This is a genomic window from Nostoc sp. JL23 (assembly GCF_017115065.1).
GTDB classification, from domain to species: Bacteria; Cyanobacteriota; Cyanobacteriia; order Cyanobacteriales; family Nostocaceae; genus Nostoc; species Nostoc punctiforme_A.
Genome location: NZ_JABXKN010000092.1, coordinates 17,580 through 39,451 on the forward strand (window position 1 = coordinate 17,580; position 21,872 = coordinate 39,451).

Here is a 21,872-nt window from a genome sequence, read left to right on the forward strand (position 1 = left end):
AGGAATAAGAGGTCGGGGATCAATAATATAACTCCTAATTCCTAACTCCTAACCATTTTTTATTATTTTTTTACTATTTCTTTTGCCATTTTTGAATGGCATCCTGAGCATCTTCATAAGCGGCTGTTTCCTCTGGCACTAAAGCTGCGGTGGCAATTGCGGCGTTACGTTCTCCTTCGGCGGCACGACGCTTGGCCAGGTCTAAAATTTTCTCACTCCATTTATTGATCGATTTTTGGGCTGCATCGAAGCCTGGTTGATCGGCTGGTACTTTCTTGGCAACTTCAATCGCCCGATTGTAGGTAGATGCCTGTTCGGGCTTAATTAAGGCATTAGCTGCATCTAAAAGAGTTTTGTTACTCACATACTGCTTACCCTCTAAGCGCCACAGGTTAATTGCTGCTTGTGCTTTGGCGTAGGGGGCTTCGTCTTTGGTGATTAATCGAGCCGCAGCAATCGCGCTGGCATACTGTCTTTGTTTAGCACGACCTTCTGCTAAATCTAAAATCATCTGGCTCCAAATCTGAATATTCTCTTGAGCTTGTTCGTACAGTGGTTCGCCAGGTTGAATTTTTCGGGCCGTAGCGATCGCCATGCTCAAATCGCTCGCCTGAGTTTGTCTGAGCGACATTTTCGCCAGGTCTAATACTGCTTGATTCCGCTTTTTTGACTGGGAACTAGAAGTTATTTGGGCGCTAGATTGGTTGTTAAGTCTAACTGGTGAAGTGCGATCGCTTGGTAAATTTTCGACAACCTGGCGATCGTTAACAGTAGCATTGGGTGATGCAGTTGATATTTGCTTAATTCTAAAAGTTTCTTGATTACGCAGAAAAACTACGGCGATTAAACCTGCTACCAGCAAGCTGCCTCCGCCCCACAAGATAAACTGTTTCCAAAAAGGGATGCTTGGCTGATTCGATGGCAATCGAGAGACGTAACCTTTGGAAGAATTAGGGATAAATCTTCCTCTGGTATTCACTCCCAAGGAAGTTTCTGCCATTGGCTGGGCAACTAATCCGCTACCTGACGCCTGGACTTTTTGACCCTTCACCTGTTGGGAGGAGTTCACACTAGCTTCTCCCCGCCTGCCCCGATCTACTGAAGTTTTAGAGAAATCATCGAGGGGAGGAGCCGCAAGGGCAACAGCAAAAGATTCTTCAGGATAAATCACTACTTCTGGCTGAAAATCACCCTCCATTGCCAATTTTGGCAAGATTACTTGCTGCCTTGATGGGATGATAGTGGCAGGGTTTTGGATAGGACGCCAGTGATGGTGACATAATTTTGGCACGATCAGGCTTAGGTAGCTTTCTAAATCTGCCAAGTTGCTGCCATTACCAGAACGTAAAGCTTCTAACAAAGCTGCTGTAAAGAATCCGTGGCCTAGTTCGCTACTCTCATGGGAAAATTGCTCTGGTTGGCAAGAAAGAATTGTCGCCAATTGTAGTTCTTGAGCTAGTTCTATTGTTTCTTCACCAACGGGAGCATCCGCTTGAGTGCCAAAGGCGCGGTTGATATCGAGTAGTAGCAATACATTCAGGTTAGCAAGTTGCAGACTTTGCATTAGCGATCGCAATTCTATGCCAGTCTCTTGCACGAGTTCCGGGTTGCCCTCTGCTGGCATTAAGTAATCTTTGCCTTTGTAGTTGACTCCATAACCGCTAAAGAATAACCACAGATAGTCTTCCGGCTGCCAACTTGTTGCTGCCAAATCTTCAAGCAGCAGCAAAATATTCTCCTTCGTCGGGTAAGTCGATCTATCCCCAATCGGCGGCGAAGTATCTGTCATCACTAGACAGTGCTTGGGGAGAAAACCTGCCTCTGTCACCAAAAAATCTTCTAGTGCCTCAGCATCTGCTTGGGCACAACTTAAAGGTTGAAATAACTGATATTGATTGATACCAATCGCGATCGCCCAGTAATTTGCCATCCCGCTCTTTGTCAGTTATTGTTGTTTGCTGGTCTTAAAATTGTGGTTGGCTTTGCCAAAAAAACAAAGCTAACCGATGTCTTATACTCTAGGTGATTCTAATTGAATCTTAAGTTAGAATGTAATTTTTATTACGTTAATTAGCCGGAAAATACCTTTACCTAATTTCAATAACAGATCATTACTAAGGAGATAGAAGGTCATGAGCAAAATTTCTGCTCACCTACCATCATCGCTCGCTCCCTTTTCAGTTATTAGCCAAATTGCCAGAAGAATCCGGATAATTCCTTTAGTAGTTTTGCTTATATCTACTGTCCCTGCGTGGTTTTTGATGGAAGCGCTCGCACCGCAGGTTGTGCGAGCTTACACCGCTAGAGTCGATCTAGCTATTGACCGCCTGCCGGAAGAAAACTATGAAACCGTTCTCAGGAGAGCGGAAGCGGTCGCTAGAGCAGCTGCTCAAAGGAGCTTCGACCAGGATATCTTGGTGACAGATGTTTCTATCATTGTGTCCGTACAAAATTATGGAGCGATCGCACCAGTCCTGACATTAGATGTCAGTCGTCCTCAATGGCGATCGCGTCCCGATGCTCAAAATTGGGCCACTTACTTCAAAACTGCGCGATCTTTACTTTTCTTTGAAAATAACTCTAATCAAGTTCCAGCAGCTAGCGCTGTGTCAACGCCAAAATGACGGGTTGAGCTAGACACGTAGAGAAAGTCCGAGCCAAGGATTTCATTGGCTCGGAATTTCTCTTAAAGGAAACGCTACCCATTGCTTGCTTGTTTGTCAGAGTAGAGGTATACGGTTCGGTTAAGGCAAGAGACGCGATGAATCGCCGTCTCTACAAAGGACTGATTATTGTAAAGACGGCGATTTATCGCGTTTTTGCAATCTAGGGCGTGTCATCAAAAAACCTTATCCGAACCGTATTGAGAGTAGAGGAGACGCAAATAAGTCACTTTTAGAACTCCTTCTGTAAAAGCATCACCACGCCAGTCTTAACCCAACTTACTTATTCCTGACTCAACTGTTGTCTTTGGCGTCAGTGGATGGCCTAGAATAAGAAGGTTGTCAAGAATCGCGATATCTGCTGACATGGCTGTTCCTAAGAAGAAAACTTCCAAATCAAAACGAGATAAACGTCGAGCTACCTGGAGGCATAAAGCCGTCGTTGAAGCTCAGAAAGCCCTATCTCTGGGCAAGTCAATTTTGACTGGACGTTCTACATTTGTTTATCCAACTGCTGAAGAAGAGGAAGAAGAATCATAATTTCTCAGTCAGGAAAAGCACGAACAGCACCGATAGATTTGATTGCCAAACTCAACAATCAAACTTCTGATCGCTAGATAAATGCTTTTTCTTAGCTTTCCTGATTGCATTATGAATCATAGACACTCTACATAAGCTCATTAGATCGAAAAAAATTGGTAGTGAGTAATTGGAAATATCCATTACCCATTACCTATCATTCAAGAGTTCATATAAAGAGTAAAACATTTGGTGCTGTTTGCAACTCAGCAAAAAAGCTTGTAAACATCTTGAGAAAACTGATTTTTCTCTAACTATGCTAGGAAAATTTTTTCAAAAACCAGGTAAAGAAGAGGGCGAACGCGTTCCTCCTGGCCAACACTTAGCTAAAGGTTTCCCCGTATTAACTTATGGTGAAACTCCCCAAGTTAGCACTGAAGAATGGGAGTTTCGAGTTTGGGGTTTAGCAAAATCTGCTACCTTTAGTTGGTCAGACTTTATGGCGCTACCTCAACACGAATTCACAGCTGACTTCCACTGTGTAACGCGCTGGTCTAAACTTGATGTCAAATGGACTGGCATTAAAGTTACAGATTTCATGGGTCTGATTGAATTAGACCCGAAAGTAGCCCACGTTATGGAACACTGCTATGGCGGCTACACCACCAATATTTCTGTAGAAGATTTTCTACGCGAAGAAAACTTCTTTGCTTTTAAAGTCTTTGGTGAAGACCTTCCATCTGAACACGGTGGCCCGATGCGGCTAGTTGTCCCCCACCTCTACGCTTGGAAAAGTGCTAAGTGGATTAATGGTTTAGAATTTTTAGCTAGTGAAGAACTTGGTTTTTGGGAGCGCAATGGCTACCATCGCCGTGGTGAACCTTGGGCTGAGGAGCGTTACAGCAACGCTTTTGGGATTTAATAGTTCAGAAGGGAATAGGTTACAGTCAAGAAAAACTGTACCCTATCATCTGTACCCTTTAACCTTATTTAACCTAGAAGTTTCTTGATTAGCGGCAATTTGCCCTGATATGGAGCATATCGCCATTTTAAATCGAGCCAGAAGGAGTTTTGCAATACACTTTTCTTATGGGAAAAGGTGTCAAAACTAGCTTTACCGTGATAGTTACCGATACCGCTATCTCCCACTCCACCAAATGGTAAAGACGAGACACCAACCTGCATCACTGTGTCATTAATACAAACTCCACCAGAGGAAGTTTCCTGTAAAACTCGCTTTTGCAGGTTTTTGTCTTGAGAAAATAAGTATAACGCCAAAGGTTTGGGTCTAGAGTTAATTAAGGCGATCGCTTCTGTAATGTCAGTATATTCAATGATGGGTAAAATGGGCCCAAAGATTTCTTCCTGCATGACAGAATCTTCTAGTGAGACATTATCAATAAGTGTTGGGGCAATATAACGCTCCGAAGGTTTATTTTCTCCACCGATGACAACTTTTCCATCTTTGAGAAAACTCACCAACCTTTCAAAGTGTTTTTGACTGATAATCCTGGCATAATCAGGACTATTTATAGGATTCTCGCCATAAAATTCTTTTAAGGATTTTTCCAGACCATCTATTAAATCTTTTTTGATTATTTTATTAACTAAAAGATAGTCGGGGGCGATACAAGTTTGTCCAGCATTAATAAATTTGCCCCAACTAATTCGTCTGACAGTGTGTTCCAGATTAATGTCAGTATCTACAATACAAGGACTTTTGCCACCCAATTCTAAAGTCACTGGTGTGAGATATTTTGCTGCTGCTGCCATGATGATTTTGCCGACAGCTGTGCCACCAGTAAAAAAGATATGGTCAAACTTTTCTGCAAGTAGTTTTTGACTTGCTTCCACGCCTCCTTCTACTACTGCAAGATAAGCAGGGTCAAAATGTTTGGCAATAATCTTAGCTATGATATCAGACGTATGAGAAGCAATTTCTGAAGGTTTGATAATTGCACAATTTCCGGCTGCGATCGCACCTATTAACGGTGAGATAATTAACTGAAATGGATAGTTCCAAGGCCCAATAATTAAGACAACCCCTAATGGTTCTGGATAAATTTTCGCTGAGTAGGAAAAAAAATCCCAAGAAACTGCTGCTTTTTTTGGCTTACTCCAGTTTTGAAGATGTTTGATGGCGTAATCAATATCCTTAATTACGCTGATTTCCGTAAGATAAGTTTCTACTTCTGGTTTATGTAAATCCGCTTGTAATGCCTCGACTATTGACTTTTCATGCTCAATGATTGCTTGCTTCAGATTTTTCAGTTGTTCAATGCGAAAATTTACATCTTTAGTTTTGCCCGTTTGAAAAAAATCTCGCTGAGTCTGGATAATATTGCCAATGTTATATAATTCAGTGGTAATCATTGTTTTGTCCTATCAAAAACTATTTAATGCTAATGCTCTTATCTCAGCATATTTGATTCGTCAATTTTTAGCGTTTGATTTTGTAATTGAAATTTGTACTTTAAATTATCGCTAGATAGTAGTAAGATTGTAAATCATGAATTACCAGGATAAAAAACTCTATAATTCATAATTTATAATTACTAGTTTTTTCATGCTTTGGTAGGTAGAAGCACAATAAATATACTACCTTTGCCCAACTCGGAATTAAGCAGAATAATGCCTTGATGTGCCTCGACAATTCGACGAGCAAGATACAGTCCTAAGCCACTACCAGAACTTTTATGACTGCCTTGGCGAAATCGTTCAAATATAGTGGCTTGTTCTTCAGGGGGAATACCTAGGCCTGTATCCGCTATTTCAATTCTAATGTAGTCAACGGAATTGGATGCTTCAGAGAACTGAGATTGATTACTTTTGTTGAACTGGCGTTGAGAAGTAAAACGAATAGTAATAGACCCGGAGTCGGTAAATTTGATCGCATTGCCTATGAGATTGGTAAATAGACGATGCAATTCTAAGCGATCGCCCATGACTGTGTTTGATTCTTCGGTAAGATCCACACTTAGCGACAGTGCTTTGTCTTGAGCTAAGGGTGATAATTCTCCAGTTACCTCTTCTAGCAATTGGCCCAGATTAACTGGTTGAAACGCTAAACTTTTGCGACCTGCTTCAAAACGATAAACTTCCAATAAGGTATTGACCATAGAAAGCAAGTTGATATTGCTACGGGCCATGATGGTGATTACTTCCTGCATTTGCGTTGATAATGTTCCCAACGCACCTTGCTGAAATAGCATTAACATGCGATCGGCGGCTACTAAGGGAGTGCGTAAGTCGTGGGTAAGGCGGGAGACAAAATCTTCTCGCTGACGGGCAATTTCATCACGTTCATCCATACTATGCTTCAAACGCAGGAGCGATCGCACTCGTGCCAACAATTCATCTACTGTTACAGGTTTGCGGATAAAATCATCAGCACCCAAGTCTAAACCGTGGGCGACATTGGGCGCATCGTGGGCAGTGATTAGCAATATGGGGATATATTGCGGCAATTTCATGTCTCCACGAATGTGTTTAGTAACTTCGTACCCGTCCATACCTGGCATCATCAGATCCAACAGAACCAAGTCACAAGGCGATGCTTTCAATTCTGCCAAGGCTGAAATACCATTTTCTGCGGTGCTAATCGTGTAACCTTCTTCCTCCAAAATAGTTTTGATCAAAAACACGTTATCAGGAGAGTCATCAACAACTAGAATTTTGTCAGAGCGAGAAGATTGTGAAGTCATATAGATGCAGGGTATGGGGTAAAAGTAAATTTTTCAGAAAACTGGTTTATTTGGTATAGTTTTTAAATAAAACTTTTAGGTAAATTCCTTCTAAATCAAAATTTTTACCAATAAATTTATTTAAAAAATACTTTACTTACCTTTTTAACAGATAGCCACAAGCTAATTGAATTATGGCTCGTAAACTTCTAGAACTGAATACAGAGGATGGCGGCACGATTTTGGTAGCAGTTGAGCTACCAGAAGCATCAGTAGGTCGTGTGTCCCCCACTGGCGAGTTACCTATAGAAAAAGTAGAGGCTAACTTCGATGCAGTTAAGGAATTGATTGTTCGCGGATGTCGCCCAATTACAAAGGCGTTTCGTACCTTGCAGCAAGAATCACAACCCGTAAGCGGAGAAGTTGAGTTTGGCGTAAATTTTACCGCCAAAGGCTCGGTTTATGTAGTCGAATCCACTGGACAAGCATCATTGAAGGTGAAAATAACTTGGAAACTAGCACTCGAAGAAAACAAGTAATAAATTTTCATGAATTGGGAATTAGTTAAAGCTTGTACCGTGGCGATCGCTACCCCAGAAGGTTGCATCCAAGGCACGGGCTTTTTTATCTCACCCAATGGACATTTACTCACCTGCGCCCATGTAGTTGAGTCCGCAGGGGGTTGGGAAAATGTGCGAGTCAATGGACAAGGGGTTGAGTTGGTTTATTTAGGCGATCGCACCCGCGATGATTTCGCCATATTGCAATTATCCGGTTATCAAGGTGCTTCAGTTCCCTTAGCTTTTAATTTTCAGCCGATGGATCGATTTCTGTCTATTGGCTATGGGCGAACGGATTTTCCTCAAGGTGCTTCGATTGATGGCACGATCACTGATATGAATCCCCAATCTGAATTTAGCAACTTACCAATGTTGCGGTTGCGAGTCAAGGCGAATTCGCAACAAGTGCAAGGGGGTTATAGTGGTTCGCCCGTATTTGATGCGGAAACTCAACGAGTTATTGGCATAATTGCCGCTTATGACAATACAGAAGGCGCATTGGCTCTACCTCTGGTTACAGTGCAACAAAAATGGTCAAATTTGTCAACATTTCTGGATATTAATCAGAAAGTGCCACTGTTGCCACCAAATAGCGACAGCGCCAGAGTTTTTATTAGCTATCGCAGTCAAGATCCAGACTTGAGCCTTGCCCAGTATTTTTATGAAGCAATCAAAGCTGCTGGATATGAAGTATTTATGGCGGGTGAAAGTATTCGCTTGGGGGAAAACTGGCCCCAGCGGATCGATACAGAATTAGAACGGTGTGATTATTTTTTGCTGCTGTTATCTCCACAATCAGCAACCAGTGAGATGGTTACAGAAGAAGTAAGAAGGGCAAAGCAATTAAAGGATTTGCGTCCTGAGCATAAACCAGTAATTCTGCCCATTCGTGTCAATTTTCCTTTAAGTTCACCACTAAATTATGATTTACGGGGTTATTTGAGTCAGACTCAGGAGCGAGAGTGGAAATCGCATACTGATACTCTGAGGATTTTGCAAGAAATCTTATCACTGCTGGCTGTGGGTAATTCACAAAGGCTAGTGCTATCTGAAATAAGTGCAATTCCAGTGTTTGAAAGTCCTGATCATCCGCCCTTACCAATAGCAGAGCCAGAGTTATATAGAGAACCAGGGGGATCAGTTTTTCTCAAATCTGTTTTGTATGTAGAACGACCACCAATTGAATTGGACTGTTACCAGGAAATTTTGCAGCCTGGAGCTTTGATTCGGATCAAAGCTCCCAGGCAGATGGGGAAAACTTCACTGATGTCCAGGATTATTGAGTGTGCAAGAGAACAAGGATATCAAGCTATGTCTTTGAGCTTACAACGTGCAGATAGTGTACTTTTTACCAATCTTGAACAATTCTTACGGTGGTTTTGCGAACAGGTTGGTCGGAGACTAAAGCGATTAAATCAATTAGAAGCTTATTGGAGCGGTTCAGGAATTAAAGATCGTTGTAACACTTACTTTGAGGAGTGTTTGTTAGAAGAAATCGACAGTCCTCTTGTCTTGGGCTTGGATGAAGTCGATCTTCTGTTTTCTCATCGTGAAGTTGCCGACGATTTTTTCGGCTTACTTCGCTCTTGGTATGAATCTGCTCGGTACGGGGATTTTAGTAGCGAACGCTGGGAAAAACTTCGGTTGGTAATCGTACATTCTACGGAAGTTTATGTTCCCCTCAATCGCAATCAATCGCCTTTTAATGTAGGTAAGAATGTCGAGTTACCAGAGTTTAACTCAGTTCAGGTACAAGATTTGGTAAGGCGTTATGGATTGGAATGGCGAGAGACTCAAATTGAGAAATTGATGGCTCTGGTGGGAGGGCATCCTTATTTAGTGCAAAAAACGCTTTATCATCTTCGGCGTCAAGATGTATGTTTAGAACAGTTAGTACAAACCGCTCCTACAGAAGCAGGAATTTACGCTGGTCATTTGCGGCAACATCTATGGACGCTTAAGAAGTATCCCCCTTTAGCAGAAGCATTTCTGAAAGTTTTGATCAAAAACAAATCAGTAGAATTAGATACTGAAGCAGCTTTTAAATTGGAAAGTATGGGGCTAGTTAAGCGGCATGGGAATGAATGGATAGCACGCTGTGATTTGTATCGGTCTTATTTTCGAGATCATCTAAAAAATTGAAAGATGAGTACAGCACCAAAACCAGCATATAAGTATCAAGTCGGAGGGAGTTTAGCACAAGATGCTCCCAGTTATGTGGTGCGGGAAGCTGATCAAGAATTCTATGAAGCTTTAAAAGCTGGAGAGTTATGTTATGTCCTTAATTCGCGGCAGATGGGCAAGTCTAGTCTGCGAGTACAAGCGATGCGCCGATTGCAAGCAAATGGCATTGCTTGCGCTGTGATTGACATTACTTCCATTGGTAGCCACGGTATTGACCCGAATCAGTGGTATGAGAGTTTTATTGGCAGACTAGCACGGAGTTTAGGATTTAGAAAAACAAAAGAAGTAGAAACCTGGTGGAATGAACGTTCAGGATCGCCAGTGGATCGTTTGTACTTATTTATAGAAGAGGTACTGCTGGCAGATATTCCTCAAAATATTGTCATCTTTATTGATGAAATTGATAGCATTCTTAACTTAGACTTCAATGATGATTTTTTTGCCCTAATCCGAGCTTGCTATAACCAACGTGCTGACAATTTAGAATACCGACGTCTTACCTTTGCTCTTTTGGGGGTAGCGACACCCTCAGATTTGATTCAGGACAAGAGCCGTACATCATTTAATATTGGCAAAGCTATTGATCTGCGAGGCTTTCAGTTAGATGAAGTGCAACCCTTAACTGAAGGATTAAAGGAAAAAGCAGATACTCCTGGCAATGTGATCAGAGAAATATTAGCTTGGACAGGGGGTCAACCATTTTTGACGCAAAAGCTTTGTCAGTTAGTTATCTCATCCTCATTTTATATCACCTTAGGTAGTGAAGCCGACTTAATTAAACAACTGGTTTGCTCGCGCATCATTGAAAACTGGGAATATCAGGATGAACCGGAGCATTTAAGGACGATACGCGATCGCATTTTGAGGAATGAACAACGAGCAGGTCAGATGCTAGGACTGTATAAACAAATCCTGGAACAAGAGAGGATACCATCTGATGACAGTTTAGAACAAATGGAACTACGGCTGACAGGTTTAGTCCTTAAGCGACAGGCTTACTTAGAGGTATACAACCGCATTTATCAGAAAGTTTTTGACAAAAACTGGGTGAATAAACAATTAGCTGAACTAAGACCACAGTTTTATAGGGAAGCAATAACAGCTTGGTGAGACTCCAAATGTCAGGTTGAGTCATGGCTTTTGCGTGGAGAAGAGTTAAAGAATGCACAGAAATGGGCAGCAGGAAAAAACTTGAGTAAAGAGGATAACGATTTTTTAAATGCTAGTCGAGAGCTTCGTACCAAAGAACTAGAAGAGTCTTTAGGCCCAACTAAATTAAAGTTTAAAAATGAGGAAGTCTTCTCAGTTTCTGATTTAATTGACAAGTGTGATAAGTATCCAGATACAACAGAAGATTATTTATTCAACAGAAAATATCTTGAAGAGTGGCTATTCTTGCGTAGTGAAACAGATTTAGCAAATCTGTCTCGGAAGATTGTTGATAAGTACAAGCAAGAAAAGCGTAGAGGTGTAGAAATGTTCGTAAGAGAACTTTGTAGACATCTAGGCAGACCTCCATATCCAAAAATATTTTTTGAACCGAATCAGGTAGAGCTTGGTGAAATCCCAATTGGATACCAACATAAGCTTTCCTTGAAAATTAGTAACAATGGGCGTGGGTTCGCATGGGGAGATGTAATTAACCCTAATCTCCCAGGTCTGAGTGTACCCGAAAAATTTGATTCTTCTACTGACACAACATTCGATATTAATTTTGATGCTATTGAAGTTGAACCGGGTGATTACCAAGGTAGCATTTTCATTTGCTTAAAAGAGATTGAGTATACCTATCGGATTCCTATAAGTTATAAAATTACAAAACTAAATATCAGCAAGCCAGAAAAATTAGACTTAGGAGTTATTTCACATGGTAGGCATTCGTTTACTAGAAAATTAATAATTACTTGTGAGTCTTCTGGTGGAAGACTTAAGGGAATTGCTTCAACTAAGATGAATGAAATAGAAATAAGACAGCATAGTTCGGAAGGACAATCATTAGAATTTTCGTTGACTATAGATACCACTAATCTAGAGGCTGGTAACTATAATACTGAAATAACTATAAAAACAAATACTGGCAAATTTCAAGTATCCATTTGCTTCAAAAAATCTCTAAATTGTGGCACTATAATCCTATTAACTGCTAGAATTTGTCTCCCTTTAGGATTAGTCATGTTTTTAATCCGCTATCTTTTGGGCAACTATTTATCAGTAGGCTTAGATGATAATTGGGTTTTGTCATATCCACCCGAAGTTAGTCAAGCTTCTTATTTACCAGATTTTTATCCTTGGTTCTATCTAAGCATATTTGGGATACCAAAGGTGCGGATTATATATACGATTTTTGGTAGTTTAGTATGCCTTATTTGTGTATTTATATTTCGTAATTATCTAAATTCATTAAAAGGAAAAGTAAAATCAGAATTAGGAATATTTTATAATTCGATAAACGAATTAATAGAAAGCTATAACAATCGAGCGAATGGGAGTAATGAATGGGTTGATAACCTCGAAGATTCTCCAATTAAAGAAATGATTTGTATTCTTATATGTTGGCTAACCAAAACAGCATTTATATTATTAGTACTATTATGGTTAATTGTATTTATCTTTAATTTGACAATAAATATTCTGGCATGGATTGGTTCGAGCTTTATTATCATTACTGACTTAACTACATATCTATTTAAGACAATTGGCATAGAACAACCAGCATTTGGTTGGTTAGCATTTGGTTTATTTATCGGTGGAGCTATAGGATTAATTCAATCTTTCAAAAGTATAGGACAATATTCCTATTTAAGTAGAGTTTATTTCATTGCTATTTTCATACCTTTCATGCTATTCATGGCTGGCTTGATAACCGCTAATTTCCCAGATAAAATAGAGTTTTTTCCAGATACTGTACTTTTCGATGATTTTAAATCTCCATCAAGAAATTGGAATAAAGATACATTGCTAAGTATAAAGGATGGAGGTTTATTCCATCCTGGAACTAAAAATAATAATTTTAAACTATCTATTTGGGGCAATAAAAATCAGATATTTAAAGACTTTGATTTTTCAGCTGATGTTAAAAAAGTTAATGGAACTGATGATTCAGCATTCGGTGTAATTGCCCGAACTAGCAAGAACAATAAATCTACTGTAAGGCAGAATTTTTATTACTTACTAATTAAAGGTAATGGCGAGTTTGCGATGGGAAAACTCATAGCAAGTAACAAATGGGAAGAGAAAGTGGGCTGGCAACATTCTACTAGCATCAAGCCAGGTAATAATATAAATCGATTAAGAGTTGTTTGCAATGGTAAAAAGGTAATTGGATGGATTAATGGCCAAAGAGTCGGGATATTTGAAGATGACTCTTACACTTCTGGAAAAATTGGAGTTATCTCATTACGAGGCAGCGATGATGGGGCTGCTGTATATTTCGATAATGTTATTTTTAAAACAAAGCCAGAATAGAATGCCCCGCATCACAAAATTTGCAATGGCTAAGTATTAATTTGTATCCATCAAAATTAAAGGTTGTGTTAACACCACTCATCCCTAATTTGCTGCTGATGTTCCAGAGGGTCTTGAGTTAGTTGAATTACACCCGCATACTGGTTTAAATTAAACTTTTGTTGTTGTTGTGATTGATGAGCTTCTAATATCTTCTCAATTTGCTCCCAGTCCTGATAATCAATCAACACCGCTACCGGACGCATGGCTTCATCAGTAAGAATTTTTTTCTTAAAAGGTAGCATTATTTTCTATATCAGATACGACGTTTTACTATTTGATCGTAACTCCAAAACAAAAAATTGATGAGGGCAACTTTACTCTCATCTTTAAGAGGTATATCTGGTAATTAACCACTCGATGTCTACGCTTATTTCCCAGAAGTGAGATTATCTAAAACTTGCTGGAATTCTGCTGTGGAAGGAATTGCGATCGCACTTTTGAGAAGTGTTTTTAGTACAGATGGTTCTTCTATCTTATTGATAACTTCGACAATAGAGCTTGGCACTTCTCCAAATCGTGTTTCTAACACTGCAATCAGGCTTTCTCTCGCATTTTCAACAATTCCTTCTTCTTTTGCTAGCCTTTCAATACTAGTTACGTACCGCATTCTATCTGCCTCCTCGTAACTTCTAACTTCTGTTTTAAAACTAAGTGCTAACTCTTTTGGCAAAACCATTATCCAGTCGATAAACCGAAATAATTCCCGAATATCTTCCCGGCTATATCCCCGTTCATACAGCCGTCTGACTAGGCTTAGTTTCCACTGTAGCCGATTTTGTGGGTTTCGTTGCGTTGCCTTGGTCTTGAGATGCGCCATCACAATTACACCAAAGGGGTTGGTAGTTTGCTCTAGGGTTTCCCACCTTTGCTCATAGTCCAACAGTTTCGCCACAGGAAACTCTAAGCTGACGCGACATCCGCCCAGTTGATAGCTGTAGCTGGAAGGTCGCCAATTCGCTTGTTCATCTGCTAAAACTGCTAAAGTAATGACTCGCTTTTTATGGCGGTCAAACAAACGGTAATTATATGTGTACATCCGTTCCGCAAATTGGCTGTCATATTGCCCTTGGACTTCCACATGAACCAATACCCAAGCTTCCTCTCCATCCAGTAGCCAAACTTTTGCGACTTTATCGACCAAACGCCGCCCTATTTCTGCATCCGGTTCTAGCTGTTGCAGTTCTGTGTCCAGAAATTCATAAGGTCGCGTCCAGTCGATTTCGGCATAAGCTTGGGTGAAAAAGAATTCTAAAAAGCGGGGAAAATATAGCTCAATAACTTCTTTCCAAGGACTATCATAATCAGTAAGTTGCTCAGTCATGAATTAAAACAAAAAGTACCTCTGTGCCATTGGTAAAACTGTCGCAGGTTCACAAATCAGCAACTCTCCATCTGCCCTGACTTGGTATGTTTCTGGATCTACTTCAATGTGGGGTAGTGCATCATTCAGCTTCATATCCCGCTTACTCAATTGGCGTGTCCCAGAAACTGCAACTGCTGCTTTTTGTAATCCTAGCTGGCTGGGAATTTCTTTCTCTAAAGCTGCTTGCGAAACAAAAGTTAATGATGTGGCATGACGCGCCCCTGCAAAACTACCAAACATCGGTCGCATATAAACTGGTTGCGGTGTGGGAATACTGGCGTTAGCATCGCCCATTTGCGCCCATGCAATCATTCCGCCTTTAATAACTATTTCTGGCTTCACGCCAAAAAATGCGGGACGCCACAAACATAAATCTGCTAATTTTCCCTCTTCCACTGAACCAACATATTGAGCAATTCCGTGAGCGAGCGCAGGGTTAATTGTATACTTAGCAACATATCTTTTCGCCCTAAAATTGTCTGCTTTTTGCTTAGTTCCTTGTGGGTTAAGAGTTCCCCGTTGCATCTTCATTTTGTGAGATGTCTGCCAAGTGCGAATTATCACTTCGCCTACTCTTCCCATCGCCTGGGAATCGGAAGAAATCATGCTAAATGTGCCTAAGTCGTGCAAAATGTCTTCGGCGGCAATAGTTTCTCGACGGATGCGAGATTCGGCAAAAGCGACATCTTCAGCGATCGCAGGGTCGAGGTGATGGCATACCATCAACATATCTAGGTGTTCGTCTAAGGTGTTGAGGGTGTAAGGGCGTGTGGGATTGGTGGAAGATGGCAGAACGTTGGCTTGTCCGCAAACTTTGATGATATCTGGTGCGTGTCCGCCGCCTGCGCCTTCGGTGTGGTAGGTGTGGATGGTACGGTTCTTGAAAGCTGCGATCGTATCTTCGACAAATCCGGCTTCGTTTAGGGTATCAGTATGAATCGCTACTTGCACATCATACTCATCGGCAACGCTGAGGCAAGTATCAATTGCTGCGGGTGTGGTTCCCCAGTCTTCATGTAATTTTAATCCCATTGCACCGGCGGCTACTTGTTCTACAAGTCCTTGGGGTTGACTGGCGTTACCTTTACCCAAAAATCCTAAGTTGACGGGAAAAGCATCAGCAGCTTGCAACATTCGGTAAATATTCCAAGGGCCGGGGGTGCAGGTAGTGGCATTTGTACCTGTAGCTGGGCCAGTACCACCGCCGATCATGGTGGTAATACCGGAAGCGATCGCAACTTCAATTTGTTGGGGGCAAATAAAATGAATATGGGCATCGATACCGCCAGCAGTGAGAATCATTCCTTCACCTGCTAAGGCTTCGGTTCCGGGGCCAATAATAATATCTACATTGTCTTGAATATAAGGATTTCCGGCTTTACCAATTTTGAAAATCTTGCCATCTTTAATGCCGATATCCGCTTTGACAATACCCCACCAATCGAGAATTAAGGCATTAGTAATAACTAAATCTACAGCACCATCGGCGTTAGAAATGGGAGATTGTCCCATTCCGTCTCGGATGACTTTACCACCGCCGAATTTCACTTCGTCGCCGTAGGTGGTGAAATCTTGTTCAACTTCTATAAATAATTCTGTGTCTGCAAGTCGGATGCGATCGCCTACTGTTGGTCCGTAGGTTTCGGCGTAGGCGCGGCGATCCATTCTGTAAGGCATATAAAATCCTTTTTTTTAACGCAAAGGGACGCGGAGGGAAGCGCAGAGGTACGCGGAGGTTTTTAGAGGTTTCCGTTAATTTTGGCGTTGAAGCCGTAGACTTGGCGAGTACCGACTAATGGGACTAAAGTCACTTCTTTTTCATCCCCTGGTTCAAATCGAACTGCGGTTCCGGCGGGGATATCGAGGCGCATTCCTCGCGCTTGTTCTCTGTCAAAGTTTAAGGCGGTGTTGACTTCATAAAAGTGAAAGTGAGAACCTACTTGTATGGGGCGATCGCCTGTATTTGACACTTGCACTTTTATAGTTGGACGACCAACATTTAGTTCAATTTCACCTTCTGGTGTGATAATTTCCCCAGGAATCATAATAAATTCAAAAGTTAACGAATTGGATTATGTACTGTCACTAACTTTGTGCCATCAGGAAAAGTTGCTTCTACCTGCACATCATGCACCATTTCAGGTATTCCTTCCATGACATCATCCCGCGTCAATAGAGTTGTACCATAACTCATCAATTCAGCTACAGTTTGCCCATCTCTTGCACCTTCTAAAATGGCAGCAGAAATATAAGCGATCGCTTCTGGATAATTCAGTTTTAAACCCCTTCCTTTTCGTCTTTCTGCTAATAAAGCAGCAGTAAAAATTAGTAACTTATCTTTTTCCTGGGGCGTCAATTGCATTCTTATCTCCTCTGTGTTCTCTGCGCCTCTGCGGTTCGTTCAAACTTGCCACACTCTTGGTATACAATTACCACGATTCAAAAAAGAAACTCGCAGCAACTGCCAAACATCAATAAACCAGTTTCTCACCTCAGATGTGGAAGAACCGCGATATCGACACAATAATCCATGTTGTAACCGACTAACACCCGCTTCTCCTTCCCCATTCCATAAATTTCGCGTTTTTTCGACAATTTCTGCTGAAACTGCACCACCAACCCAAACTAGACTACCTACGATTGGTTTTCCACCCAAGCCGTGGGGACTGTGAAAAGTTTCCTCGCTACCCCGTAACCATTGCCGATCAATCCACAAGGGAATACCTTGCTGCCATATTTCCGTGTGCGATCGCCATTCCCCTTGCAAGAATTTCTCTCCTCTAGCACTGCGACCAAATCGGGTAATTTCCCAGCCTAACCAACTGCCCCCGGTTGCTAATTCTACCCGTAAATCTTGCCGATAAATCGCGTCGTTAAATAAAATTGTCTCTTGCGGCAACCATTCTAAACAAGCATCAGTGTCAACTTGTATCTGGATGGTTTGCCTAGCTTGTAAGCCATTACTGCGATATATCTTGCTTGCAGCAGCTGTAGTGATTAAGGCTTGGGCTTGGGGTTGAAGGTGGATGTTAGAGGATAAGCGATCGCCTCCTACCATTCCCCCAGCCGTGTGTAAAATGACGCTATGACAAACTTTTTGACCCTCTGGATAAAATGGGCGTTGTACCTTCAGGGGCGCTTGTTGGTGATTGTAAATTAATTGGGTTGCACCCTGGCGATCGGCATAGACTAAATTAAGTTTGCCATGCCAACCTTCTGCTATTTGTGAATTGCAGGTCATTTATAAATTCAAGATTAAAGTTCAGATACCTTATATTTCTTTAATATATTCTCTGCTACTTTACCTGCAATTTATCATGATTTTTAGCCAAGATTACATAATCATCTAATGCATAGTTTGACTGATGCTTCTGACCAAAATACTGTTGCAGTATTGGACTCATATACAGTTTTTTGGTAATTTGTCTTGAGCAAACTTAGCAAATTCAGCACCAGGCAAAGATGTTCTTGAACTTGTTGAGGTTAGATACCTATACCAGACTAACTCTAATCCCAGTTATGCTAGAAATTTATCCACTACATTTTTTTCCTGCTCTTGGTTTTCAACTTGGTGAATATCGTAAATTTTGAATAACTTTTTATTTTGCACAATGAGCAGAATGTAACCTGATTTTTTTAAGCTAGTGGCAAATATTTGCTTGTAAGTATTATTAGCTTCAACCCTCTTCGCTTTATCTATAAAGAAGCAGTGGGAAATTACGATAAAGTCGAAAAAATCTTTGGGTAGATTATTCGATTGAGTTTTCCAAGTAAAAATATCAGTAGTAACAAAGCGGAAGAAAGCATTTACTGGGGTTAGACGCGATTCTATATATCGTCGCCAAAACTGAAGCCCACGAAACTGGAAAGCATCTTGTTTTTCTAAAGAGTAGTAGGATATATGCATTTGTGGGATATGAAAAAAACCGCTACTACTTTGGAGAAATAAAGCTAAACCATAAGCAACTGTTCCTGGCCCTGCTGCAATATCAAGGATATTAACCTTACTTGGTAGTAAAGCATCCTGGTAAATGAGAAACCAAGCTAAATATATGCAATATACATTGTCTAAAAAATACTTCATAAAGTAGACATGAGGAGTTAGACTAAAACGGTAGTCTGGATCTTGTCCAATTTTTAAGTTATTAATATCCTCAAGAGCATCTTCTAGCTTAATAAATAATTGTTTTTCAGGAATCTTGCTAAATTCTTCTTTGAGATATTCAACTAGCTTTGATTCAAAATCATCAAATATCCGTTCATCAATACCAGTAGATTGCAGTTTATATTCATCGTGCTGTATTAAATTAAAAGCTTTATAGATATATTTAACAAATTCCTCCTCTGGGATTAATATAAAATCATCTTTTTGCTGAGATGCTTCTGTTAATTGTTTACTTAAAGTTTCTGTTTGTCGTTTGTGTTCTTGGGAATAACGTTCAAGTTGAAGTTTATCCCTAAATAGTTTTTCTAACCATGAGAATTTTGCACCTGATTTTTTAATTTCTTGCAATAATTGCGTTGAACGTCGGATATCCCCGCGTCTCAAAGATAATTTAAACTGCTGACTTCGCCACCAATTTTTGATAGGATTATTCATAACCAAATCCCTCTTTACCTTCCATAATTTCTACACTTGGAAGCCGAGAAACTAACTTTTCCTTAAATTTCATATAGCTTAATTTCTCATCGTCATACCACCAAGCGTATTTTTGCTTAATTTCTTCAGCTTCTTGGCGAGTTGATGCGATGAGAGAACGACTCTGGCTTGCATGAAAAGTTTGAATTACAACCCTATCGGCGATGGCTAATTTGTCAATAAAAGTAGCTTCATCAGTTGGGAAAGTAGGAAGTAGAGGGGTGATAGTGATAGATATTTTAGGAACAAAACCTTTGAAATAATCAATACTTTGTTTGATTTTAGTGATAGCATTTAGTCTAGCTTTAATACTGGGCGATCGCGGTTCAAAATCTTTCCTCACTAATTCACTCCCGGTGGGAATACTCATATTAATTCGCAATCGCTGAAATCGTTGTAAATAATCAATATCTCTAACAATAATTGGGCTACGAGTTTGAATTACTAATGTTGGACGATAATCAACCATGACTTCTAACAAACTACGAGTAAGTTGATGTTTAGACTCTAGTGGTTGATAAGGATCTGTAACGCTACTCATGTAAATTCTAGGAGGCTGATGAGGATTTTTTTTGTACCATTTATCTAACTCTTTGGCTAAAATTTCAGCAGCATTTTCCTTATAAATTACCCATTTACCCCAATCTTGGCGCATTTGCGAATTAGGGCTAAACGCCGCAGCATAGCAATAACTACAACCATATTGACAACCCCTATAAGGATTCAGAGTAAAATCATAAGCAGCAATAAAACCTGTGGCTTTTGTTAAGAGTGATTTCGCATTTTGTGCATAAACATTAACATCTCCAAATTTTTCTTGAACTAATTTGGTAGGAATGCATTCGCAATAACCTTCATATTTTGGTTGTGCCATGTAAATCCTGATATTTATTGAGAGTGAATTAACGCACCCTACTTCTTATGATTCCCATTTTGATTTTTAAATTACTTCACCAAGGTGTACGCTAGTGCGATAGACCATATAGACAAAACCACTCTCATCACGAAAGCGCTGATATAATTCTTGAAAGTTATCAAGAAGCTGTTCATATCCCAAGCCTTCACGCGGAAGGTAAGAAACACTCATTGCTCGTCCAATAAGCCCAGTTAAATCTAACTGTTGTCTATAAGTAAAATTATATTCACGGATGTTAATAAAATGGCGAGTTGCTAACAATGGCTCTACCGACTGCATTCGAGATTCTGCTGGGTGATTATTAGATGCTTCGCGGACTATTCGGCTATATTCTGTAGTTAACGCATCTTCTTGATCGCGATTATTCCATACCACAGCCAAGCGTGCTGATGGTTTTAAAATACGGTGGAATTCCAATAAAGTTGGTTCGGGATTGAACCAGTGGAAAGCTTGAAAACAAGTAACTAAATCAACTGAATTATCAGGTAATTGGGTAAATTCTGCTGTTCCATCACGAAACTCAATCAAAGGATGTGATTCAGCAGCTTCTCGCATCGCCGCGTTTGGTTCTATAGCAATAACATTAACTCCGCGTTCAGCTAGCAATCTTGAAGAAATTCCTGTACCTGCACCAATATCTGCTGCTACGAGTTGTGAACTTTCACCTAATCCTTCCAAAATAATATCAATTGCATCTGCGGGGTAACTAGGTCGATATTTTACATAATCCTCTGCTCTTTCAGAAAATCGGTTGAGTGGGTTTAAGGTATGTAAGGGGGTTGTTTCAGGATTAATTTGGCTCATGGGTTTTTATGGAAAAGTAAAAATGAACCTGTTAGTTGAGCATATTTTCAGGGAAACATAGAATTGTAGACCAGGAAATGTGTCAATCTACCAGAAATTATGACAGCTAAAGTGATAAGCATTTGCAACCTCAAGGGTGGAGTTGGCAAAACTACCATCGTGATGGCATTAGCGGAATATTTAGCAGGCGATACCATGTATGGTAAGCGAGTGCTGGTTATTGACCTTGATCCTCAGTGTAATTTAACGAATATTTTAATGTCAGAAGATGTGTGGTTTAGCCAATTTGAAAGGAATAAGTTGACTTTACCTTATTTATTTAAACAACCTAAAGATTATTTGGAGAATTTGGATAATGAGAACTTTATAGCTAAACGAGATATTTCTAATATAAAAGCTAAATTTAAATCTTTACACCTTATACCTAGCAGTCCTATATTATTTGAAATTCAAGAAGAATTACCGGAAGGATTTTATTATAATCTAGGATTAAAACCGATTGATTTACTAAAAGAACTTCTAAAAAGTATATCTAAAAATTATGATTATGTTTTGATTGATTGCCCACCAACAATTAACAAAACAATTAAAAGTGCATTTTTAGCCAGTAATTTTTGTATTTTGCCTTGTACCCCTAATCGTATGTCAATTGGTGGATTAAGATTAATCCTAAGACATATTAAAAAGTTTAATAATGAAAATGGGCATAATTTAAAATCTTTAGGAACTTTAATATCTAGATTTAATGTATCTAGAGCTAATGAAAATCAATTGGTTGAGTTGATTATGAATAGCTCTGATTTTCCATCAGTATTTAAAACTAAAATTGCTGAAAGAGCACAATTAGCTAAAAATTTGGATTTTGGAGAGAAGTTGACATATAAGCAAAAATATGGTGATTTGTATGACTCTCTAAAAGATTTTGCCCAAGAAGTTATTCAGAGAGCTAAGTAAATAAATGGACACATCAAAAATCACAAATTTATTAAGGGCGATCGCAGAATTTATAAAATATACAGCTTGAAAAGTAAATT

Annotated in this window: 20 protein-coding genes; 8 read left to right on the top strand and 12 right to left on the bottom strand. The window is 40.0% G+C overall.

The window, feature by feature from the left end; all coding sequences use genetic code 11:
* Positions 1 to 73 precede the first annotated feature (73 nt).
* A complete protein-coding gene (locus HWQ42_RS17890) occupies positions 74 to 1,930 on the bottom strand; it encodes a caspase family protein (protein ID WP_292814542.1) in 1,857 nt (618 codons plus the stop codon).
* 202 nt (positions 1,931 to 2,132) lie between these two features.
* Here HWQ42_RS17890 and HWQ42_RS17895 point away from each other — a divergent pair, with 202 nt between their 5' ends.
* From HWQ42_RS17895 to HWQ42_RS17905, 3 genes are all read left to right on the top strand, one after another.
* Complete coding sequence (locus HWQ42_RS17895; RefSeq protein WP_292814545.1) at positions 2,133 to 2,624, top strand: hypothetical protein; 492 nt, start codon at positions 2,133 to 2,135, stop codon at positions 2,622 to 2,624.
* A 405-nt stretch (positions 2,625 to 3,029) separates the two neighbouring features.
* Positions 3,030 to 3,203, top strand: a complete 174-nt coding sequence (gene rpmF, locus HWQ42_RS17900) for a 50S ribosomal protein L32 (RefSeq protein ID WP_012407602.1) — start codon at positions 3,030 to 3,032, stop codon at positions 3,201 to 3,203.
* A gap of 295 nt (positions 3,204 to 3,498) precedes the next feature.
* On the top strand, positions 3,499 to 4,104 hold the full coding sequence (locus HWQ42_RS17905; protein ID WP_292814547.1) for a sulfite oxidase-like oxidoreductase: 606 nt from the start codon (positions 3,499 to 3,501) through the stop codon (positions 4,102 to 4,104).
* A 68-nt stretch (positions 4,105 to 4,172) separates the two neighbouring features.
* Here HWQ42_RS17905 and HWQ42_RS17910 read toward each other — a convergent pair whose 3' ends face one another.
* Both HWQ42_RS17910 and HWQ42_RS17915 read right to left on the bottom strand, forming a co-directional pair.
* The gene (locus HWQ42_RS17910) at positions 4,173 to 5,555 is read right to left on the bottom strand and encodes an aldehyde dehydrogenase (protein ID WP_292814550.1); all 1,383 of its coding nucleotides are present in this window, start codon (positions 5,553 to 5,555) and stop codon (positions 4,173 to 4,175) included.
* Between the two features lie 191 nt (positions 5,556 to 5,746).
* On the bottom strand, positions 5,747 to 6,886 hold the full coding sequence (locus HWQ42_RS17915) for a hybrid sensor histidine kinase/response regulator (protein ID WP_292814552.1): 1,140 nt from the start codon (positions 6,884 to 6,886) through the stop codon (positions 5,747 to 5,749).
* Positions 6,887 to 7,059: 173 nt separating this feature from the next.
* On the opposite strand from HWQ42_RS17915, the gene HWQ42_RS17920 reads away from it, so the two are divergent.
* From HWQ42_RS17920 to HWQ42_RS17935, 4 genes are read left to right on the top strand one after another with little or no spacing between them, the layout of a single operon-like run.
* Positions 7,060 to 7,404, top strand: coding sequence for a CU044_2847 family protein (locus tag HWQ42_RS17920; protein ID WP_292814555.1), 345 nt, complete (start codon positions 7,060 to 7,062; stop codon positions 7,402 to 7,404).
* A gap of 9 nt (positions 7,405 to 7,413) precedes the next feature.
* Positions 7,414 to 9,567, top strand: a complete 2,154-nt coding sequence (locus HWQ42_RS17925) for an AAA-like domain-containing protein (protein ID WP_292814557.1) — start codon at positions 7,414 to 7,416, stop codon at positions 9,565 to 9,567.
* A 3-nt stretch (positions 9,568 to 9,570) separates the two neighbouring features.
* Positions 9,571 to 10,719: an AAA-like domain-containing protein gene (locus HWQ42_RS17930; RefSeq protein ID WP_292814560.1), complete on the top strand. Its 1,149-nt coding sequence runs from the start codon at positions 9,571 to 9,573 to the stop codon at positions 10,717 to 10,719.
* A gap of 30 nt (positions 10,720 to 10,749) precedes the next feature.
* On the top strand, positions 10,750 to 13,074 hold the full coding sequence (locus HWQ42_RS17935; protein ID WP_292814562.1) for a family 16 glycoside hydrolase: 2,325 nt from the start codon (positions 10,750 to 10,752) through the stop codon (positions 13,072 to 13,074).
* Between the two features lie 68 nt (positions 13,075 to 13,142).
* Here the strand turns inward: HWQ42_RS17935 and HWQ42_RS17940 are convergent, their stop codons facing one another.
* The 9 genes from HWQ42_RS17940 to HWQ42_RS17980 form a co-directional block, all read right to left on the bottom strand.
* On the bottom strand, positions 13,143 to 13,358 hold the full coding sequence (locus tag HWQ42_RS17940; protein WP_292814565.1) for a hypothetical protein: 216 nt from the start codon (positions 13,356 to 13,358) through the stop codon (positions 13,143 to 13,145).
* Positions 13,359 to 13,483: 125 nt separating this feature from the next.
* Complete coding sequence (locus tag HWQ42_RS17945) at positions 13,484 to 14,437, bottom strand: transposase (protein WP_292814567.1); 954 nt, start codon at positions 14,435 to 14,437, stop codon at positions 13,484 to 13,486.
* 3 nt (positions 14,438 to 14,440) lie between these two features.
* A complete protein-coding gene (ureC, locus tag HWQ42_RS17950; protein ID WP_292814568.1) occupies positions 14,441 to 16,156 on the bottom strand; it encodes an urease subunit alpha in 1,716 nt (571 codons plus the stop codon).
* 62 nt (positions 16,157 to 16,218) lie between these two features.
* Positions 16,219 to 16,524 (bottom strand): urease subunit beta, encoded by a 306-nt coding sequence (locus HWQ42_RS17955; RefSeq protein WP_292814571.1) that lies wholly within the window; start codon positions 16,522 to 16,524, stop codon positions 16,219 to 16,221.
* A 14-nt stretch (positions 16,525 to 16,538) separates the two neighbouring features.
* Positions 16,539 to 16,841: an urease subunit gamma gene (gene ureA / locus HWQ42_RS17960; protein WP_012407584.1), complete on the bottom strand. Its 303-nt coding sequence runs from the start codon at positions 16,839 to 16,841 to the stop codon at positions 16,539 to 16,541.
* A 39-nt stretch (positions 16,842 to 16,880) separates the two neighbouring features.
* Entirely contained in the window at positions 16,881 to 17,720 is an 840-nt protein-coding gene (locus HWQ42_RS17965) for an urease accessory protein UreD (RefSeq protein WP_292814574.1), read from the bottom strand.
* 276 nt (positions 17,721 to 17,996) lie between these two features.
* Positions 17,997 to 19,079, bottom strand: a complete 1,083-nt coding sequence (locus tag HWQ42_RS17970; RefSeq protein ID WP_292814577.1) for a photosystem II assembly protein — start codon at positions 19,077 to 19,079, stop codon at positions 17,997 to 17,999.
* Positions 19,072 to 19,992 (bottom strand): radical SAM protein, encoded by a 921-nt coding sequence (locus HWQ42_RS17975; protein WP_292814579.1) that lies wholly within the window; start codon positions 19,990 to 19,992, stop codon positions 19,072 to 19,074. The genes HWQ42_RS17970 and HWQ42_RS17975 overlap by 8 nt, the downstream gene beginning before the upstream one ends.
* A 66-nt stretch (positions 19,993 to 20,058) precedes the next feature.
* Positions 20,059 to 20,838 carry a class I SAM-dependent methyltransferase gene (locus HWQ42_RS17980; RefSeq protein WP_292814582.1) on the bottom strand — a complete coding sequence of 260 codons (780 nt, stop codon included), beginning with the start codon at positions 20,836 to 20,838 and terminating at the stop codon, positions 20,059 to 20,061.
* A 99-nt stretch (positions 20,839 to 20,937) separates the two neighbouring features.
* Between HWQ42_RS17980 and HWQ42_RS17985 the strand changes: the two genes are divergently transcribed.
* On the top strand, positions 20,938 to 21,792 hold the full coding sequence (locus HWQ42_RS17985) for a ParA family protein (RefSeq protein ID WP_292814585.1): 855 nt from the start codon (positions 20,938 to 20,940) through the stop codon (positions 21,790 to 21,792).
* Positions 21,793 to 21,872: the final 80 nt, after the last annotated feature.

Excerpts from the sequence above, each read along its gene's own strand:
- HWQ42_RS17895 (WP_292814545.1), top strand. The coding sequence starts at position 2,133 with ATGAGCAAAATTTCTGCTCACCTACCATCATCGCTCGCTCCCTTTTCA.
- HWQ42_RS17915 (WP_292814552.1), bottom strand. The coding sequence starts at position 6,886 with ATGACTTCACAATCTTCTCGCTCTGACAAAATTCTAGTTGTTGATGAC.
- HWQ42_RS17980 (WP_292814582.1), bottom strand. The coding sequence starts at position 20,838 with ATGAGCCAAATTAATCCTGAAACAACCCCCTTACATACCTTAAACCCA.
- ureA (WP_012407584.1), bottom strand. The coding sequence starts at position 16,841 with ATGCAATTGACGCCCCAGGAAAAAGATAAGTTACTAATTTTTACTGCT.
- HWQ42_RS17925 (WP_292814557.1), top strand. The coding sequence starts at position 7,414 with ATGAATTGGGAATTAGTTAAAGCTTGTACCGTGGCGATCGCTACCCCA.
- HWQ42_RS17910 (WP_292814550.1), bottom strand. The coding sequence starts at position 5,555 with ATGATTACCACTGAATTATATAACATTGGCAATATTATCCAGACTCAG.
- HWQ42_RS17905 (WP_292814547.1), top strand. The coding sequence starts at position 3,499 with ATGCTAGGAAAATTTTTTCAAAAACCAGGTAAAGAAGAGGGCGAACGC.
- HWQ42_RS17945 (WP_292814567.1), bottom strand. The coding sequence starts at position 14,437 with ATGACTGAGCAACTTACTGATTATGATAGTCCTTGGAAAGAAGTTATT.
- rpmF (WP_012407602.1), top strand. The coding sequence starts at position 3,030 with ATGGCTGTTCCTAAGAAGAAAACTTCCAAATCAAAACGAGATAAACGT.
- ureC (WP_292814568.1), bottom strand. The coding sequence starts at position 16,156 with ATGCCTTACAGAATGGATCGCCGCGCCTACGCCGAAACCTACGGACCA.
- HWQ42_RS17985 (WP_292814585.1), top strand. The coding sequence starts at position 20,938 with ATGACAGCTAAAGTGATAAGCATTTGCAACCTCAAGGGTGGAGTTGGC.
- HWQ42_RS17940 (WP_292814565.1), bottom strand. The coding sequence starts at position 13,358 with ATGCTACCTTTTAAGAAAAAAATTCTTACTGATGAAGCCATGCGTCCG.
- HWQ42_RS17975 (WP_292814579.1), bottom strand. The coding sequence starts at position 19,992 with ATGGCACAACCAAAATATGAAGGTTATTGCGAATGCATTCCTACCAAA.
- HWQ42_RS17890 (WP_292814542.1), bottom strand. The coding sequence starts at position 1,930 with ATGGCAAATTACTGGGCGATCGCGATTGGTATCAATCAATATCAGTTA.
- HWQ42_RS17930 (WP_292814560.1), top strand. The coding sequence starts at position 9,571 with ATGAGTACAGCACCAAAACCAGCATATAAGTATCAAGTCGGAGGGAGT.
- HWQ42_RS17920 (WP_292814555.1), top strand. The coding sequence starts at position 7,060 with ATGGCTCGTAAACTTCTAGAACTGAATACAGAGGATGGCGGCACGATT.
- HWQ42_RS17965 (WP_292814574.1), bottom strand. The coding sequence starts at position 17,720 with ATGACCTGCAATTCACAAATAGCAGAAGGTTGGCATGGCAAACTTAAT.
- HWQ42_RS17955 (WP_292814571.1), bottom strand. The coding sequence starts at position 16,524 with ATGATTCCTGGGGAAATTATCACACCAGAAGGTGAAATTGAACTAAAT.
- HWQ42_RS17970 (WP_292814577.1), bottom strand. The coding sequence starts at position 19,079 with ATGAATAATCCTATCAAAAATTGGTGGCGAAGTCAGCAGTTTAAATTA.